The 16867-nt window shown below is 41.4% G+C and carries 17 protein-coding genes and 1 pseudogene; 7 read left to right on the top strand and 11 right to left on the bottom strand.

Annotated features, from left to right (window positions below; translation table 11 throughout):
* Positions 1 to 317: 317 nt before the first annotated feature.
* The 4 genes from AC3CKG_RS24720 to AC3CKG_RS24705 form a co-directional block, all read right to left on the bottom strand.
* Positions 318 to 1262 (bottom strand): hypothetical protein, encoded by a 945-nt coding sequence (locus AC3CKG_RS24720; RefSeq protein WP_488530045.1) that lies wholly within the window; start codon positions 1260 to 1262, stop codon positions 318 to 320.
* Positions 1263 to 1739: 477 nt separating this feature from the next.
* Positions 1740 to 2009, bottom strand: a complete 270-nt coding sequence (locus AC3CKG_RS24715) for a hypothetical protein (protein ID WP_137003057.1) — start codon at positions 2007 to 2009, stop codon at positions 1740 to 1742.
* 146 nt (positions 2010 to 2155) lie between these two features.
* Entirely contained in the window at positions 2156 to 2710 is a 555-nt protein-coding gene (locus AC3CKG_RS24710; protein ID WP_488530044.1) for a recombinase family protein, read from the bottom strand.
* 275 nt (positions 2711 to 2985) lie between these two features.
* Positions 2986 to 4338 (bottom strand): ISNCY family transposase, encoded by a 1353-nt coding sequence (locus tag AC3CKG_RS24705; protein WP_488530078.1) that lies wholly within the window; start codon positions 4336 to 4338, stop codon positions 2986 to 2988.
* A gap of 421 nt (positions 4339 to 4759) precedes the next feature.
* On the opposite strand from AC3CKG_RS24705, the gene AC3CKG_RS24700 reads away from it, so the two are divergent.
* Positions 4760 to 5020 carry a type II toxin-antitoxin system Phd/YefM family antitoxin gene (locus tag AC3CKG_RS24700; protein WP_050647194.1) on the top strand — a complete coding sequence of 87 codons (261 nt, stop codon included), beginning with the start codon at positions 4760 to 4762 and terminating at the stop codon, positions 5018 to 5020.
* On the top strand, positions 5020 to 5322 hold the full coding sequence (locus tag AC3CKG_RS24695) for a type II toxin-antitoxin system RelE/ParE family toxin (RefSeq protein ID WP_050647195.1): 303 nt from the start codon (positions 5020 to 5022) through the stop codon (positions 5320 to 5322). Before AC3CKG_RS24700 ends, AC3CKG_RS24695 begins: the two co-directional genes overlap by 1 nt.
* Before the next feature lie 3 nt (positions 5323 to 5325).
* On the opposite strand, the gene AC3CKG_RS24690 is transcribed toward AC3CKG_RS24695, so the two are convergent.
* From AC3CKG_RS24690 to AC3CKG_RS24680, 3 genes are all read right to left on the bottom strand, one after another.
* A complete protein-coding gene (locus tag AC3CKG_RS24690) occupies positions 5326 to 5937 on the bottom strand; it encodes a recombinase family protein (protein ID WP_488530043.1) in 612 nt (203 codons plus the stop codon).
* 137 nt (positions 5938 to 6074) lie between these two features.
* Positions 6075 to 6989, bottom strand: coding sequence for an AAA family ATPase (locus AC3CKG_RS24685; protein WP_488530042.1), 915 nt, complete (start codon positions 6987 to 6989; stop codon positions 6075 to 6077).
* Positions 6986 to 8011, bottom strand: a complete 1026-nt coding sequence (locus AC3CKG_RS24680) for a DNA mismatch repair protein (RefSeq protein WP_488530041.1) — start codon at positions 8009 to 8011, stop codon at positions 6986 to 6988. The genes AC3CKG_RS24685 and AC3CKG_RS24680 overlap by 4 nt, the downstream gene beginning before the upstream one ends.
* Before the next feature lie 1372 nt (positions 8012 to 9383).
* Between AC3CKG_RS24680 and AC3CKG_RS24675 the strand changes: the two genes are divergently transcribed.
* The 4 genes and pseudogenes from AC3CKG_RS24675 to AC3CKG_RS24660 all read left to right on the top strand — a co-directional run bounded on the left by AC3CKG_RS24675 (position 9384) and on the right by AC3CKG_RS24660 (position 12435).
* Positions 9384 to 10106, top strand: coding sequence for a hypothetical protein (locus AC3CKG_RS24675; protein ID WP_488530040.1), 723 nt, complete (start codon positions 9384 to 9386; stop codon positions 10104 to 10106).
* A gap of 67 nt (positions 10107 to 10173) precedes the next feature.
* Entirely contained in the window at positions 10174 to 10845 is a 672-nt protein-coding gene (locus tag AC3CKG_RS24670) for a hypothetical protein (RefSeq protein ID WP_488530077.1), read from the top strand.
* A pseudogene (locus AC3CKG_RS24665) lies at positions 10842 to 11359 on the top strand (metal-dependent hydrolase). Before AC3CKG_RS24670 ends, AC3CKG_RS24665 begins: the two are co-directional and overlap by 4 nt.
* Positions 11360 to 11709: 350 nt before the next feature.
* On the top strand, positions 11710 to 12435 hold the full coding sequence (locus AC3CKG_RS24660; RefSeq protein ID WP_488530039.1) for a S1 domain-containing protein: 726 nt from the start codon (positions 11710 to 11712) through the stop codon (positions 12433 to 12435).
* A 331-nt stretch (positions 12436 to 12766) separates the two neighbouring features.
* On the opposite strand, the gene AC3CKG_RS24655 is transcribed toward AC3CKG_RS24660, so the two are convergent.
* Together AC3CKG_RS24655 and AC3CKG_RS24650 are read right to left on the bottom strand one after the other, a co-directional pair.
* Positions 12767 to 13618: a hypothetical protein gene (locus tag AC3CKG_RS24655; protein WP_488530038.1), complete on the bottom strand. Its 852-nt coding sequence runs from the start codon at positions 13616 to 13618 to the stop codon at positions 12767 to 12769.
* Positions 13619 to 13753: 135 nt separating this feature from the next.
* Complete coding sequence (locus tag AC3CKG_RS24650) at positions 13754 to 14014, bottom strand: restriction endonuclease (RefSeq protein ID WP_488530037.1); 261 nt, start codon at positions 14012 to 14014, stop codon at positions 13754 to 13756.
* Between the two features lie 395 nt (positions 14015 to 14409).
* On the opposite strand from AC3CKG_RS24650, the gene AC3CKG_RS24645 reads away from it, so the two are divergent.
* Positions 14410 to 14538, top strand: a complete 129-nt coding sequence (locus AC3CKG_RS24645) for a hypothetical protein (protein WP_488530036.1) — start codon at positions 14410 to 14412, stop codon at positions 14536 to 14538.
* Between the two features lie 59 nt (positions 14539 to 14597).
* Here AC3CKG_RS24645 and AC3CKG_RS24640 read toward each other — a convergent pair whose 3' ends face one another.
* Positions 14598 to 15668 (bottom strand): ParB family protein, encoded by a 1071-nt coding sequence (locus AC3CKG_RS24640; RefSeq protein ID WP_488530035.1) that lies wholly within the window; start codon positions 15666 to 15668, stop codon positions 14598 to 14600.
* The gene (locus AC3CKG_RS24635) at positions 15668 to 16867 is read right to left on the bottom strand and encodes a ParA family protein (protein WP_488530034.1); all 1200 of its coding nucleotides are present in this window, start codon (positions 16865 to 16867) and stop codon (positions 15668 to 15670) included. Before AC3CKG_RS24635 ends, AC3CKG_RS24640 begins: the two co-directional genes overlap by 1 nt.

Raw genomic sequence — 16867 nt, 5'->3', positions numbered from 1 at the left:
GCTTTTATAGTGCTGTTAGTTGTAAATCCCCGTAATGTGGTGTTTTTTTAAGTTAGTTTTACTGGGAAAACACCTAACACAACGCCGAATTGGATGCTTTAATTTTACTACTAGCGCAATTTCGTGGTTACGCATTTGCTGTAAGTTCAGATGGTCACTACCACCACAATTGAACTAAAAAAATTAGCTTCGGATTACCTATTAACAGTGACCAATTCACCTCATCTTCGTGACATCACTTGTGTATCTGGACAGGTAACAGTACTACCATATCCTGATGTGTGCCCGAGTAATGCATAGTTACTCGGGCTACCCTACTACCGGAGACAAGTTTTTGATTGTGGAGCCGTTGGTGTTGTTATCGATTTATTAAACTCTTCCAGAGAACAAACCCCATATTGTAAACGGGCTAATTTTTCTGCCATTGTTTTAGTTAATAACAAAGAAGAAAATTTAAACTTGGCTCCAATTACTTTTGTTGTTGATTTAAACTCATTAGCTGGAGCACTTTTCCCACTGTTTTCACTGTATTCCATTTGCATCCAAGTATAGCCAAGTGAATACCATACATCTCTGCCCATACTCTCGGTGGTGATTTCATTTTGTGCAAATGTTGTAGCAGTATTTTTAGTATTTGATTGACTTGTACAGGCCACAGCTAGGTCAGTGAATGACGAAGTTATTTTTTTTGGATCTCCTGTAAAGATACTAGTGACTGCGTTTGCTGCTTTAGCAATAAGATCTTTATAATTTTTTTCTTCATAATGTAATTCTTTTGAATCAACAGTTACAATTTCGAAAAGCGATATGTTGGAAACAAAACTTGTATATTTTGCAAACCCTTTCGCACTGTCTTCGCTATTACCAGAAATGGGATCCCATCCTGATTCAACTCGTGCCGCATTGAGTAACGTTGATACTGCTTGAGACGGGTAGTCTTGAAAAACCGCTGCCATTTCTTCGATTTCTTTTTGTGTAGGTTCAGAAGTGGCTTGGTATCTGTCAACACCCTCTTGACCTTCTTTTATTGCTTCTTCTGAATCAAGAGAAGTATTTGTACTTGGATTTGAACCAGGTACATATTGGTCATGAGGTTGATTTAGAAAGTCTGAGAATGAAGAAGCAGAAGACTGGAGGTGTTCTTTTAACATTGCTGATTTAGCTGTTCTTTTTGTTGAAATAAATTCTTCACCAATAACAGAAGCTAAATCATCAAAAAAACCAGCTTCTTTGAGGCTTAATCCTTTAGGTTGTGTATACATAATTCAATCCATAAGTTAATTTGTTAACAATTTATATGCACAGCAATGCATACGGGGAGGGATAATAACATATAGAAGAGCCTTCAAAATAAGTCAATAAATAATATATTGAAGAATGGCAACATTATGAATTTATTTGTATTTTTTCGAAATAAAATTTAATGAAGATAGTTAAATTAGCTCTTTCTAAATTAAGGTGACGTATGACGTTCAAGAGTTCACCGTCGAAACGTACGACTCGTTAAATTAGGTGACCTTACATAATGTTTCAAATATGACTATCGCTGTTTAACTCCCAAACACTTTACAGTTTAGCTTTGACTGTTTGCTCATGATCGGTGATCTGCACCAATAATACTGGACATTGAGTTAAGCGGCATTTTTATATCTGTAGTTATTCATAGATTGCTAACTTAGGCAAATCGTTGACAAACTTTTGTCCAAAAATGAGTTTCAGAAGTATCGTTTATGTATCGTTTAATCAAGCCAGGTGAGTGCCTTATCAAACCCCTCTGGCGTTATATTGATGTACCAATCTAGCTCCACTTTTTTGCGCATAACCAGTCCACACTCTTCAAGAGCTTTACATGAAACTCGGAAGTTGTTCGGGTGAATATCTCTCCCAAGCACTTGATTGACGGCCAGGTTGATGACGGTTGACTTACCTTCTTTTACTCCTTTGATGAACGCCTTGGCCAAACATCTTAAGACCTCTTTTTGAACCTGGCTCATTCTTGCTCTTTTCATTCTCTCTGCCTCTTAATCATTGCAACAATAATTAAATTAAAATTCTGAAAATTTATTTCATCAAGGGATAGGTTCGTGCTGGCTGCTATATACTTGCATGTAGAGTCAGCTCTTTACTCATTTAACGAACAGCTTTATTCGCGATTCTAAAGAGAGATATTTTTTCCTAAAACCTTATAGACCGTAGTCCTGCTGCACTCTAACTCTTTACTGATCGCATGCTTGTTCATTCCTTGGTCTGCAAGCTCTTGAATACGCGTATGAAGCGTCTTATTAGGAAATCGGCCAAGATGCCTCCCTTCAGAGCGAGCACGCTCTCTGCCTTCATTACAACGCTGTAATATTCGTTTTCTTTCCATTTCAGCAAATGCCGATATGGTCGTATAAATGACTCTACCTACATCGCTATTGATATCTAAATCCCCCAAATCATGAAACACCAAACCCGCTTTCTTTTGCGCTAGCTGATCGGCAATTTGCAAAGCATCAATGGTATTTCGAGCAATGCGGTCGACTTTGGTAACATGAATAACATCTCCCTCCCTTGCAAAATCAAGCAACAGATTAAGCTGTTCTCTATCAGAGGATTTACCGCTCGCTTGCTCTTGGTAAATTTTGTCACAACCAATACGTTTAAGCTGTTCAAGTTGAATATCGAGCGTTTGGTCTTGGGTGCTAACACGAGCATAACCAATTTTCATAAAATGGCCTAAAAGTGAACTAAAAGATCTTGACACACAAGTGTACATGTTCACTTTAAATTATAAAGACTAACTGAACAGTTATGAGATGATTGTGAGCAATGTCCATAAAGTTACACCTTAATGAACATTGATTTAAAAAACCCCTTAACCATTGCAACAATGATTAAGGGGTTCTAACAAAAAGGTTGGTTTGTGTTTGTGTCAATCCCCGATAGAAATGTCCTCTTCTCTCCCCATTAGAAATGTCCGCTTTGGGGAGAAAATAAATTGAGTTAACTTGAGTGGCTGGCGGTGAATTGGTCTGGTTCAAGGAGGACTGGATTTAATGCTCTTAGCTGCTCATTCATTGCTTGTCTCTGACCAACAATACTGACCGCGTTTGAGTTCCTCTTACGTTTGTTCTTAGCTTCAAACTCATCTTGCTTATCTTTGGCAAACAGCAATACCTGACCAAGTCTCTTGTTATCGACTACTTGACCTTGTGACACCTTTTCTAGTTTGTCGAATATCTTGAATTTTAATGAGCTATGGCCATAGCGTACGCTTATTAGTCCATCTAAATGTTCTAAGATGAGTATATTTTCTTTTACTAGTTTTGAATTTTCTTCTGTATTATCAATCAAGTAAACAACTTGGTTGTATTGGAACGTCAAGGCATTTGATAGCTTGCGTACAACTTGCCACGAAAAAATATCGTAGAGTTCATGCACATCTTCTCTTAATGGGCGGTGCATATCTTTCGGGTAGTTTGCTGTTTTTGCAAAGCGGCGATTAAAATCCGCCATGAACTCGGGTAGCCATAGATTGGCGTCGGCTATCGTGTCTAGTTTTCTTAACCTCATTTCCTTCACCAAGCGATTCTGGAGCGTTAAATTGGCTCGTTCGACTCGACCTTTAGCTTGTGAGCTATTGGCGCAAAAGAGCTCGATGCCGAGCTCTTTTAATGAACGACCAAATTGAGTCGAGTTTTTAGCCTCTATTCCTTTTTTGGTGCTGGAGTGAAATATTGCGTGCCGGTCACTGTAGAACGCCTGTGGCTTTCCGTGAGCTTCGACGTATTCACGTGTAGTAACCATATAATCAATGACGGATTCCGTTTCGCTGAATCGTAGGTTCATCAGGCGACCTGTGGCATCATCGATAAAGACGAGCAAGCAGCATTTAGGGCGACGACCTTCAAACCAATCATGATGTGAACCGTCAATTTGAATAAGCTCTCCCAAACAGTCACGTCGATGCCGTGGTTGGTAAACCTTTGGTTTACGTTGAGATCTTGGTTTCCAGATCAAGTCCGCAATCATCCAATTACGCAGCGTTTCTAGTCCTACAGGAAGGTTATGACACTCTAATAGCTTCTCTTTGGCGAAAGTGGGAGGGAAGTCTGGGTAGTGTTCTCTAATCGTATTTAAGACTGTCAGGCGGTATTCAGGTAAGTGGCATCGATTGCTTGGTTTACCTCTGGCCTTATGAACGATCGATGATGGACCGCTTTGCTCTAATTTCCTGACTAGTCGCCGCACTTGTCTAGGGGATATGTTTAATCGCTTTGCGGCATCACACTGACGTATTCGACGCTCGATCACGTCTTGCAATATTTTGATTTTTTCTAGTTCTTTGGTGCTCATGGTTATCAACATTCCGGTGAATCCTCTTTAGGTGATAAGACATAAAAGAGGACATTTCTAAATGGGTCAAACCGGACATTACTATCGGGGGCTCACAAAAGTGGTGTTCATTATTCCTGTTATGTAAAATCCGCGAGTTTGTTGTAAGAAACAGTACTCAGAGCGCCTCAAACACTCATAGCAAAGGTTTCGGACACTTGATCAAGGCAATGCTTCCATACTTTCTGGTAAGTTTGTGACGCTTTTAAGTGCGCTCCCCGCGTAAATTAACATCTTTTTAATTCAACCAAAAACTATACCGAATCAACGAGAAATCACACCTTTATGGACATTACATTAGATTAGATTACCTCTAATCACAGAATCATACAAATTGGTCAAATCATTCGATTCGTTTATAATGAACGAAAAGGAGAATATTATGCAATCACTTACTGCTAATACAGCTAAAACTAAATTTGGTGACTTACTGATGAAGGTTCAACGTGAACCTGTACAAATTAATAAGAACGGTTCACCCGTTGCGGTGATGATGTCTTGTGAAGAATATGAACAACTTGAAGCACTCAAATTGATGGTGGTGAAATCACGCTTCGAACAAGCAGAGGCCGATGCTCTATCAGATAACTTGGTCGACGGTAATGACTTCATGAACGCACTTGACCAAGGTAAATTTGATTAATGATGCACTACAAGCTTTCTTCTGCAGCGCAATCTGATCTCATTGAGATTCGTCGCTATACATTAGAGCGATGGGGGCAAACACAATGGACGACTTACTTTTCAGAGCTCAAGCAATCAATGGAATTACTGGCGAATAATCAGCTGCTTGGCATAGAAGTTTCTGAACTGGGACAAAACTACTTCCGGTTTCCTTTAAAACACCATGTGATTTATTACATCCAAAAGCAAAATCACATTGTGATTGCAGCCGTTCTTGGTAAGCACATGTCGCCAGCCAAGCACTTTTCACTACTCTCTTAACCCTTAAGCTAATTTAAGGGTTAACCCGCGTCGCTTCATATAGTCACGCAGCGTGCTCGGCGCTTCATTAATCAATTTCGCCGTAGGTCGAATACCCAAACCCATCTTTAAATACTTCTCTATTTGTTCACGTTTAACATCGAGCTTCAGCTTCTCAGCTTGGCCCTTCGGCCTTCCGAGAATCATGCCATTTTTCTTTCTAGCGGCAAGCGCTTCCTTAGTTCTCATCGAGATAAACTCACGCTCTATCTCTGCCGCAAGTCCTAGTACAGTTGCGGTTATGCGAGATTGCATTGAGCCATCTAGCTGTAAATTCTGTTTGGCGATGTAGACATTGATCTTCTTTTCCATACACACTTCGAGAACCTCAAGCACTTGTAAAGTAGAACGCGCAATTCGACTGACTTCAGCAAATACGATGCAATCTCCGCTCGCCATGCCCTCCACTAACGCACCTAATTTACGTTGCCGCCATTTTTTCTTGCCTGTCACCACGTCTTCAACAAACACCAAATGGCCAATCCCAACCTTATTGGTGTAGTCATAGATCCCGTGCTTTTGGTTTGCCACATCTTGGCTGTCTGATGAGATTCTTAAATACGCATAGTTCGCCATGCTTCCTCCTTAACTAAAGGCGATCCAAATTGGACAAGCTGCGCGAAAAAATATGGACAGGTAACAAAGAGTGCGAACTGTGTCAGATAAAAAAACAGCACCGAATGTCGGTGCTGTTTGAAAGTGTGAGAGGTCGCTTACAAAACGTCCCTGAGGTTTTTACGCTCTTCAATTTCTTCTTGTTCTGGAATCATCCCGGGCAGCGTGATTTTTTTAGGGCTCTGCTTGATGCTTTGCGCGGAACGCGCAGGCTTAGACGCCTTCGATTTCAAACTGAAGACCTGTGGATTAATGGTGAGGCTTTGTCTCACTTCAACCGCGAACTCTTGATTTTCATTTTCAGGTAAGTAATTGCTCTTAAGATATTTAATCGACAACGATTCTTTGTTTCTCTTTAGCGTAAACAAGCACTTTGTTAGTCGCATTATCGATGTTAAACCGGCACCTGAGGCCATGGTAATTTCTTGGTTACCGCGGATTTCATCTTTATTAACATGATGAATAAGCAACAAACTGGCACCTGATTCACTGGCAAGGCTCTGAAAAACATTTTTGATTAAGCGATCGTGTTTTACTTCCTCACAACGGCCTATTGATTCCGTTACAGTGTCGACGATCACTAAGTCAAATTCAGAGAAGGTTTGTTTGAGTTGTTCTAAATACTGTTTATGTTCTGTCTGTTCTTGGACCGAACTATCTGGTGGAATCACTATCGGTTCAAGATCAGTAAGAAAGTGGAGATTGTTTTTTAGCTCTGACTTTATAGTGGCAGTGCAATTAGCCAACTTTTCTTTCATGCGAGATTGAATCACGCCGGCTCCGTCTTCTGAACTCAATACCAAAGTTTTTGCGGGTTTGTCGGCTGCACTCATCCCGAGTAAAGACATTGAAGAAGCGTGTTCCATTGCTATGCAAAGAGCCAGATGAGATTTACCAACGTTAGGCGCGGCAATCAGCATGCCTACATGTCCTTTAAGTAAACCTTTCAAACTGAAGCTTAAGTTCTGACTTTCAGGTGAAGACATCAAGCTATCAAGAGATTGAGTGATCATGATTCACCCTCCCCTATATAAAATATTTGTATGCTATTACCAACGTCGCGAAATTGAAGGCTGAAATCTTTTTCAATTTGTACGGCATTGGCCAACAAATCTTTTCTGAGATCACTACGGAAGCTATGACTGACTTTAGAAGCAATAGATTGAATGTAGCTATCAAGTGCCCACTCAAACTTCTTGTTGTGTAAAAATTCAGCTTTATGCGTAGTGATGTATTTTAAAAATGAACGAACCGACGGTTTACTGTAGTTGGTCATTTTGTGTTGTTCTAATCGATAGTAGTAACCATGGTCGCGTATTGCTTGCAGTAAACGCATATCTGGCACTAAGAACACATGATTAGTGAGGTTCTTACTGTTTTTACGACCTGTTTTGAACTTACTTCGATCACAATAAAATCGGTAGTCTTGAACAAACTCTAATGGCTTTTTGCCTACTACATTCTGCTCTTCATCAAGTTCATTGATCACCAAGTGGGCCGTTGCTAATTGAGTAATGCGACGCTCTATTTGATCGTAGTTCGCGCGAGTGGTCGCCATGCCCATTCGGGTTGCTAATTCATACATGCTCATTGATAGAACGGTCGCGTCACGATCGATAAATGAATCAAAACCATCTTGTTGAGTATCTGAGATATCGCCATCAGTGATGGTTTGGTATACCTGCGACCAGGTTAAACGTGCGCCGGCATTATAGGAAGTGTCGTCTAGTTGAATCGTTTGAGCATACGCCAACATGGTTTCTAAAATATCGCGATGGGGCTGCAGTAAGTAATCAACATGCAGGTCAACTCTAAAGTTTTTTCCATAGCTATTGATGTTAACGCTTTCTAACGGATAGTTAGGATCGGTACCGCCGCTTTGTGCAATCTCGATGAGTTTGGATTGCATTGTGGATGTTAAGCGTGAAGCTGGATGAAAGATGGTAGCTCTCGAAAATAGAATGGATGAGATGAACCGGTTCTTACGGTCCTCTTCATTAATAACTGTCAAACTAGAGCTAGATGTTGAAGCCATGATCATTACCTAATAATGCGATAGTATTATTTTAACAGATAGTCTTCATTAACTCACTCTGTTCGGTAGATATCTATACTTGCTCACATAAAACAACTATAAACTTCGGCAAATAATCACTGTATTCGGTAAATGTTTAGTTATGTGATAAAGATCTTCCATGAGGCCTAAGGAAGCCGATTAACGCTATTTAAGGTTATATAATTGGTTTTTATTTATAGCTGATCTACGAACTATGCAGATCATGATCATTCTATCTTTAAGATCGGTAAATGTTCATACTTAACTTATTTATTTCGGTAAATGTTTACATCATTGATCGTTAAATATTGATATTTTATCGGTAGATGTTCATATTAAATCGGTAACTATTTATATGATTTCGGTTGATGTTGATACCTTTAACACCTATCTAAGAAACTAGAACCTTAAGGATCTAGTTTTAAATAATACCAACTTCACTGAGGTTCAGCCGGTGACTTAACAGTTAACCCCAAATCTCTAGAGAGCTTTGATGTTAACTGTTAAGTAGGTGTTAATACTCTAACCATATTATTTTCAAATTCGCTGATATCCATCATAAACCTTATGTAATTGATATGTTTCATTTTATGAATCTATAGACTTTTGATCGCTTGATTATTCATTTATTCCTTATTTGATCGTTTAACTTTTTATTGTGTACCTGCATTTTAGGGTCTTACTACCCTGATCGTTGCGGGTGTTCGCCAGCGATATAAAATAAGTGGGTGGAGCTAAGTTCTAAGACTTGGTAAAAGAAATAGTAAGTGACAGTGTCATAGTGTCTAGACGGGGACACGCTAAATCTAGGTTCATAGATTTAGATAAAAACAAGCTCTCAGTGATGAATTCGCTAGATAAGAAGATTGATAAAGTGGTACACAAACTTATTTAGAAAGGGGAAAGAGTGACGTCTTGACCTGCAATGTTGTGGCGAGCCAAGCGACTATGCCCAGCCCTAATTAATCTGTCGTATAAATACGCGCTTGATGAAGTATGAGACTGAAAAACCAACAATAAAATGAAAGATGGTCTTTGGTTGATGTTAACGTTTTTATGTTGCATCACCCAGCCTGTCATAAATGTGAACGAATTAAATGACCGTATAATTCGTGCATCTGGGTGTTTGGTTGTTGTTGTCTCTCTTGTCTTTGTTGTTTACCCCTATGTTTCACATGAAAATTTTTTTCTGTGCGCGGTTTTTACAGCAGTTCTTCGCTCAATACTTTATTTTTGGTTTGCTTATAAACATGTCAATTACATGGAGTTTTGAATAAGCTCGAAACGAGCTATTTGTTCTTTTCAGTTTCTAATACGGTGACTTATTCTGGATAAGTAAGGACGGAATAGAATGCGATTTTTGAAACTCAGAACCGATCATAAACGAGTGCGAAGAGATGGAACACGTTATGTGACACCATTGATTGTTGATGCACCAAGACGCTTTGCGCCAAGTCGTGATCGTAAAGAAACCAGCTTGCGCCGGAAGGAGTGTCAGCTAATTACTGGAGCGCATGATTCAGGTAAAAGCCGCTGGCTCATGCGCTTAAAGGATAGCCGACACGAAATCTGGGGGAAAAAGCCGCAACCTATTTTACTTGAGGGGCTGATGCCTTTATCAAGTTGGGTGGAGGTGAAAGGCATTGCAAAATGGCACCAAGACAAAGAAGTTCAATCAGAAGATTATACGCCCTGGGGGAAGCTCAACTTGCAGCTTAAGGCGGATCTCTTAGCTGATTACCTTCTTGAAACCCAAGCCTTACTTTTTATCGATGATGCGCATAAGCTGACTGGCCGGAAAGCACAAATAGCACGCAAATGTTTACTGTCTTCCAAAGTTTGGTTAATGGCATCAAGCGAGGAAGGACGGCTTCCTCCTTCTTTTCGGCCTATCGTTGAGCGCCGTTCTCCACAGCGAATTAACTTAGAGAGTGATGTAAGTTACGACACGACCAAAGCCTTGATTTGGTTCATGGTGGCGATGTGTGTTGTGGCCGGAGCATGGGAAGCCGGCGCTGTAATCGGTGGTCTGCAGATGTTAGGCACTGGAAGAAGGTCGACGCGTGCTGATTAATGTTTTCCTTATATGGATTAGTTTATGCGCGTTCAGTGCCGCCTACGGCAATGATTGGGGGATTAATGTGCCTTGGGAAGAGGCTGAGGTGTTGCCGCCAGAGATTAAGCCCTACGAGCTTCCTACTTTAAAAGGCCAAGCTCCCCACTATAACGTCCCAACCCCTGCCCTCACGCCGGCACCAAAAGTGGATCCGGATGCGATTTTTAATACCGTTCTCAAGTGCTATCCAGAAAAGAGTAAATTTAAACTCGATCTAAACCTAGTTGCGGGTATGAAATCCAACATTGATGAATATGACTCAGAAGGTTGGCCTGAGATCACAGAGCATTACATCGGGATTGTCGGCAAGATGCCACTTTACTCAACGACGGAACAATCACGGGAGCGTCAATGGGAATATCAACGTCGTACCGCTACAGCTACCTCTGTCGCAAGCTTTACTCAATCCTTAGCTGATAGAAATTATGCCTACCGCTTAATAGGGCTTTATCTTTCGTTGGAGGCCAGAGCTCAACTGAGAGTTAAAAAAGGGGTGGCTAACGTATCCGAGCAAGTCGCTTTGCTCGAAAAAGTGGCTTCTTCTCATCGAGATGTTTTGGCGCATGAAGCCAAAATTGTTGAGCACCGTTTAGCTTTGGTCGCGATGTGTGAAGCCTCGTATACTGAACAGATGAACCATTACCTTCAAAAACTCGCTTTCCTTCCACGCCCTACTTCCGATATCAAACAACAATGAAATGGCTTAATCACACCTTAATTGCTGGCGCGATTTGTGCTGTGGTATCACCGCCTCATGTTGCTGTGTGTGTCGCCGGTGCAACGGCCCCTGATTGGTTTGAATATGTACTTAAGGTTGGTAATCGACATATAAAACATCGAGGACCCCCACATGTTTTTACGCATTGGTTACTAGCTGCTCTAGCCTTTACCTTGGTTTGGGATTATCACGGGATCGGTATGGCATTTGCTTGGGGTGGCGTTAGCCATATATTGACTGATGCGATGACAGTGTCTGGGGTACCTTTTTCGCCCTACAGTGATAGGCGATTCCACCTATTTGGAGGTCGATTTCGAACCGGTGACCCTATCGAATATGCCATTTCAGCTGGGGTTGTAGTGGTGTGCATTGCCCTATCCCACCTTACTGGTAGTACTGGCTTTGCCCCTTTTTTTTTAACTGGGGAGGCATGTATCAAGAAGGTGTGATTGATGCGCTTGAATGGAAAACTAATCGCTTTAGGTTGATCTAACTGTGGGGAAAGTTGTCAATGCTCAGGCTGAGCATTGACAACTTTATGGGGCCCGTATTACTCAAAAATAGCGACGTATAGGTGTTTTCGGAAACAAATTGAAGTGCATTATCAATGTTAGACACAAAGCTAAGAGAATTTTTTACTAAAGATAATCCATAAACTCCAATGAGTGGTTTAAAGATGATGTCGCTCTACATAGTTTTGTTCACAGACATGTATGCTAGCATTTGAAGGTCGAATTTAACAAAACATAACTTAAATGTGGAATAATCATTCTTTAATGGTTGGAGTATAGGTTTTCAGTGCTTTTACGAATTTTTAAAGCTCGAGTTAGCTTGGTATTGTTAATGCTATTTTACATTGGCTTTAGTGTTTTGCTGCATAACCCACAGCTTACATCTAGTCTACTAACTGCGGTAAAAGGTATTTTAAACAATATGGAAGACACATCTAACCTGATTGCTTGGCTATCTGTAATAGGAGCATTACTTGCGAGTGTTGGTGCTATAGCTTCAGCAGTTGCGACCAAGAGAGCATCAGACATGGCTAAGTCATCGAGAGATATTGCTAAGAGTGCATTGAGCTTTCAGTACCGTGATTCAATTAAAGAATCTGTTGAATTGGTTGTAGGTACCTTGATCTCAGAAAAAGTGATCAATGTGAACTCATCAGACAAAATTTCTGTTAGCAAAAAAAAATTCGCTCTTTCATTAAAGAGAACTGATTGGATTTTTGCTGCTCAAGAGGTTAAAAGTATAATTGAACAGATAATAGCTCTCGCTATTGATGATAGTGATGAAAAGCTCTTAATGGAGCGCTATGGTCGAATGTTGGAAATGAAATTGTCAGTAGTTAATGGTGGAAAAGGTGGCACACTATTTACTAGTAACAAGCCGAGTAATAGCTACATATACACTAAGATTACTCAAACACAGGTAAATATCAGAGATGAAGATATGTTTGTTGTTTACTTGTTCACTGAGGAATACAGTTCATACATCGTTGGTTCAGGTCAGTATCCGACACAGAATATTTGTAACTACTTTAATGATGCGAGCAAGTTAAGCCTATAATAGTTATTGGTCTTTTCTGGCAAGAATGACGAATCATTTAGGCAAATCGGAATAGTCCAGATTCGAGTTGTCGGGTCCATCGCAGCCTACTCCTGATCTGTAATTTCTTAGCTACTATCATGTTACCTAACGAATTTTTATCTTGCCTTATCGCCTTTGCACTCTGTGTTGCTGCAAATACTATACCTTTGAAACTTTTACATCTTTGGTGTGCGAATTCGTGTACCCCCCACCGTTTCCCATATGATCAGAGCGGCGCTTAAGGGGAGATGAGATAGGATGTCATAACGCTTCACCAATCAGTTCTACAATATCTTTAGATGCCTCAAAACTACTTCATCTCCGAAGCTCTGTGTTCAGGCCACATCGTATAATAAGTCTTTGAGTTACTTATGTAGTTTCTTTTCTTCGCATCTTTAAGAACGAGATAATTGTTATATCCCGCATCAACATGGGGCAAGGTAGTAATGTATACATCACCGATTGAGCTGTCGCCAGTATAACTGTAACCGTAGTAGCCAAAGTAACAGTTGGTTTTCGGACCGTTTGCGAGCAGTTGCATGGGGTCAAACCCACGAGATTTAAGATTTGCTTGTAACGATTCATAGGCCGCTAAAGACTCTGCATTATCAGCCATACAAACTTTAAATTCCTCAGTCGCATGATACGCAGCTTTACCGAGGCTCTTAAACTTATCACTTTGGTTCCAATCATTATGGTTAGGGTGCTTTTCCGTGTATATCAATAATCTATTAATCGCCCTAATAAAATTCAAATATTCCCGCTCCGTTTCCAGTACTGAAACCAAGTCGTGATCTCGTAATCGATGTAGATGGGTGCTACGCCACTCGACTGGCAGGATATAATTTTTGTTAAAGCCGCCATTAATATGCTTTTCGAATTCCTTGAACTCGCGCCCCATAAGTAGCACCCATTGGGCTAAAGGAGCCAGATCTTTAAGTAAAGAGGCGTGGTTTTGTAGGTAGTCATAGCTTGGGTGAATAAGCCATTTCAGATTATTCACCAGTTTATTAACAGTCGGCCATTGTCGGCCGTCCGAGAGGATGTATTTACCAAACAGTGTGAACTGGATGTAATGGTCAAGCGAAAATTGCTTATACTGCGCGATAGTTTCATCGTCATATAGCTCGGTAAGGTAATATTTTCGCACCAGCTCCGGCATCTGGTTTAATTTGTCTTCCAGATCATCCCAAAAGAGTATGCGGACATTATACCGTAGGGGGGTCTTCTGTAAGTATGTTTTCAGTTCTGTCTGAAGGTTTATGTCACGCAGCTGTGTCGTCACAATATATAGGTGTTAGAACGGAGCCTTTGCGTAATACTCTTCGGCCTTTTCCGCCCACTCAATGATCTCCTTGATATTTATAGGATCTCTGTGGATTGCCCGCTTTTTAGCCTGAATGACAATGTTATTATTGGCGTCAACCAAATCGATACCATATTGAGCTTGCCCAGAACTGCCAGAGATCTCAACATCAAGCTCAAAGTAGAGGTCGCGAAGCATACGTTCGAAATCTTGCCAATTGGCTGGTGAGGGGTACTGAAAAGAAATTGTCATAGTTTTACTAGACCTTGTTACGTTTATAGCGAGAGCGTCAAGAACTGACGCCGAGAAAGTTATTAGGCAAAGTTCGCAGATTTTGTAATGTCACTTAAAACACCGATAGCCGCATCTGGCGTACATGATCATATGTGCGCACCCAAAGGGCGCGATCAGTATTTTCCTACGATATCATGGCCACACTGTCGACCAAAAGCTTGCTAGAGATTGAACAAACTTGGTCCTTCATGAACAGCGAAACGAGTTTCAACTATTAAATGATATTGAGTTTCATATGGCGAGAATGCTGTATTATCATCGAGTAAGAATTACGCATCAGCCTGATGCAACTGGTAACCCTTGCTGTCGTTTCGCTCCTTGAGGTCTATTACATACCATTAATGGGAGGATACATGGGAACATTCCTAGCGACATTAGCAGTGAAGTGGATTAGCGAACAGGTAGTAGGTACAGCGCCAGCGGAGCAGCAGGTGACTACAAACCTAGGCGACACTAAGCTGGTTCAAGTGAATTTGGGCTAGTAATGCTACGCTGTTTGCTCCACCAATTAAAAACGCTAGCTACTAGAGCTGGCGTTTTATTATTTCTTCTTTAGTACTTCTTGAATTGCAGTATCCAGTTCCGCCTGTAATTCCTTCGACAACCGCCCAAACTCATATGAGAAGTTACGGCCTTTCACTTTTTTACGCGCGAACATGCCTTTGCTATCGAATTCAGCTAGAGGAGTCACTACTGCTTTGTCTGGTTCTTGTTTGGTTTCGACGATCTTTAACTCGGTTTTGATGAAAGAAATTAGATCATCTTTGACATCTTCTTGGCTCTGCTCAGGCTGAGCATTGACAGCTTTACTCGCTATTTTTTTGATGAAGCTACTCAGAGCTTTCTTGTCATCAGTAAACGCTTTCATCACTTTAGCCAGGATAGAGTAATCTGTGTGAGACAAGTCATTAACAACAGGGAATAGGGCGATTAGCTTACTATCAATACTGGCAGCTTTCAGCGCACGGCCCACCGCTTGACGGCTAAGGTTCAATATTTTTGCCGTATCTTCTTGAGTAAGCTCACCACTCTTCATCAGTATTTGGCACTGCAAGCCAATCTCACGTTGATTGTGTTCTTTAGCTGTTTGTAACTGCTTGGCAAGCGCTTTTGCATCAGCTGTCGAAAGTTCGTCTTGGGTGACGAGAATTCGGAATGTTTTTACACGACCTTCTTGAAGTAAAAACCAAGCACGGCGGCGAGACCCATCAAGAACATCAATGTGGCCATCTATTTCGCGGCCTACGGCTGGGTAAAACTGTTGGAACTCTAACGAGTCTAAATCTACTAAGGACTCTTTGGTTAACAAAGACTGGTCGCGGCCATTAACATCAAACGTAACTACAGTGTTTTGCTTTACCTGTTCGTATGACAAGGTAACTTCGTTAAAAGTCGCAGTCGTACCAGATGCCAGTTGCCACACCATCTTTTGACCTACCGATTCTAGGCCGAATTTTTTCTGTAGATACTCGGCGGCATTCTGGCCACTTTTCTCTAATTCTGTGTTGAGTTGCGATGTTAGAGTATCTAAGTTTGCTTTGGCCGCTGATTGTTGTGCTTGCGCTGAACCAGGTGCATTACCTAGAGGGCTACCGCCACGTTTCTTTGCCATTACTTGTTCTCCTGTTCACGCCAAACGTTCAGAATATCGCGCAAGATCTGGCTGGTAACTTCATAGCTATTTTGTTGCGCGCTTTGGAACGTTGCTTTGCTTTTCGGGTATTCACTTTTCGACATGTCAAACACCGTCGAGAGTAGGGAAGATGACTGACGGACGGCTTCACTGTGCTTAAACTCTTTGGAGTACAAGTAAGGGGAGAAGTGGTCGTACAGGTTGTTCATTAACTCGGTAGTGGTTGAGCTATCGCGATGGTTAGTGAGTAATATTTTCATGAAGTCATAGCCTTCATGGTTAGCGTTTTCTAACAATGCCCATACTTGTGGGATATAGCTGAAGTAAGAACAAGTCGCGTCAATGTCATTTTCGGTAATCGACAACGGAAACACCACATTTGTTGCGGCAAAGTACGCGTTAAAGGTCGCATAGCCCAGAGAGGGTGGGGTGTCGATAATGATGATGTCGAACTCACCTTTAACGCTATCAATGATGTCTTTAAGCAAAGAGTAGGGGGACGCTAAAGTTTGGCTGAACACTTGCTCATGAAACCAACCTTCCATCGCGCGGTCACTTTGTGCTGCAGGTAAAATGCGCAGGTTAGGAATGGTCGTCTCCAAAAAGGCTTCAGAGATGACTTGTTCAACAGTTTCGCCTTCATCAAGGTCGAATGTTTGCATCATCAGATCCCCAACAGACAAATTGCCTTCTTGGTCCGCTTCGGGTGCATAGTACATCGACAGCGTGGCTTGGCCGTCCATGTCGATTAAGCCAACGCGGTACTCTTGATGGAATTCGGTTGCTAAACCTGAAGCGATAGTTGCGGCAGAAACCGTTTTTCCTACACCACCTTTTTGGTTCTGGATCACCATTACTTGCGTCTTTTGCTGGTCGCTGCGTATGAACTTAGCGTCTTTACGTAGGTTCTCTGGCAGTAAGTCACGCACTTTGTACATTTCTGCAATATCAATCGACCATTGTGAGTCTTCATGGCGACGTGGATCGATTTCAGCTGCAGTAACATACCGATCAAGCGTTTTGGCATCAATACCAAGGTAGGCAGATGCTTCTGCTCGGGTAAAGTTACGAAGTTCTTTGCGGTGATTGGCTAATAAACGTTGGTTACGGCGCTGAATGTACGCGTCGGCACCGGTTTTAAGCGCTTGAAATGTCGTAGTAGTGTGTTGATTATCCAT

The sequence above is a fragment of the Vibrio sp. QJM3NY_15 genome (assembly GCF_057785995.1).
Note: the sequence above shows the minus strand (reverse complement) of the source record. Positions and strands in the feature narration are given on the sequence as shown.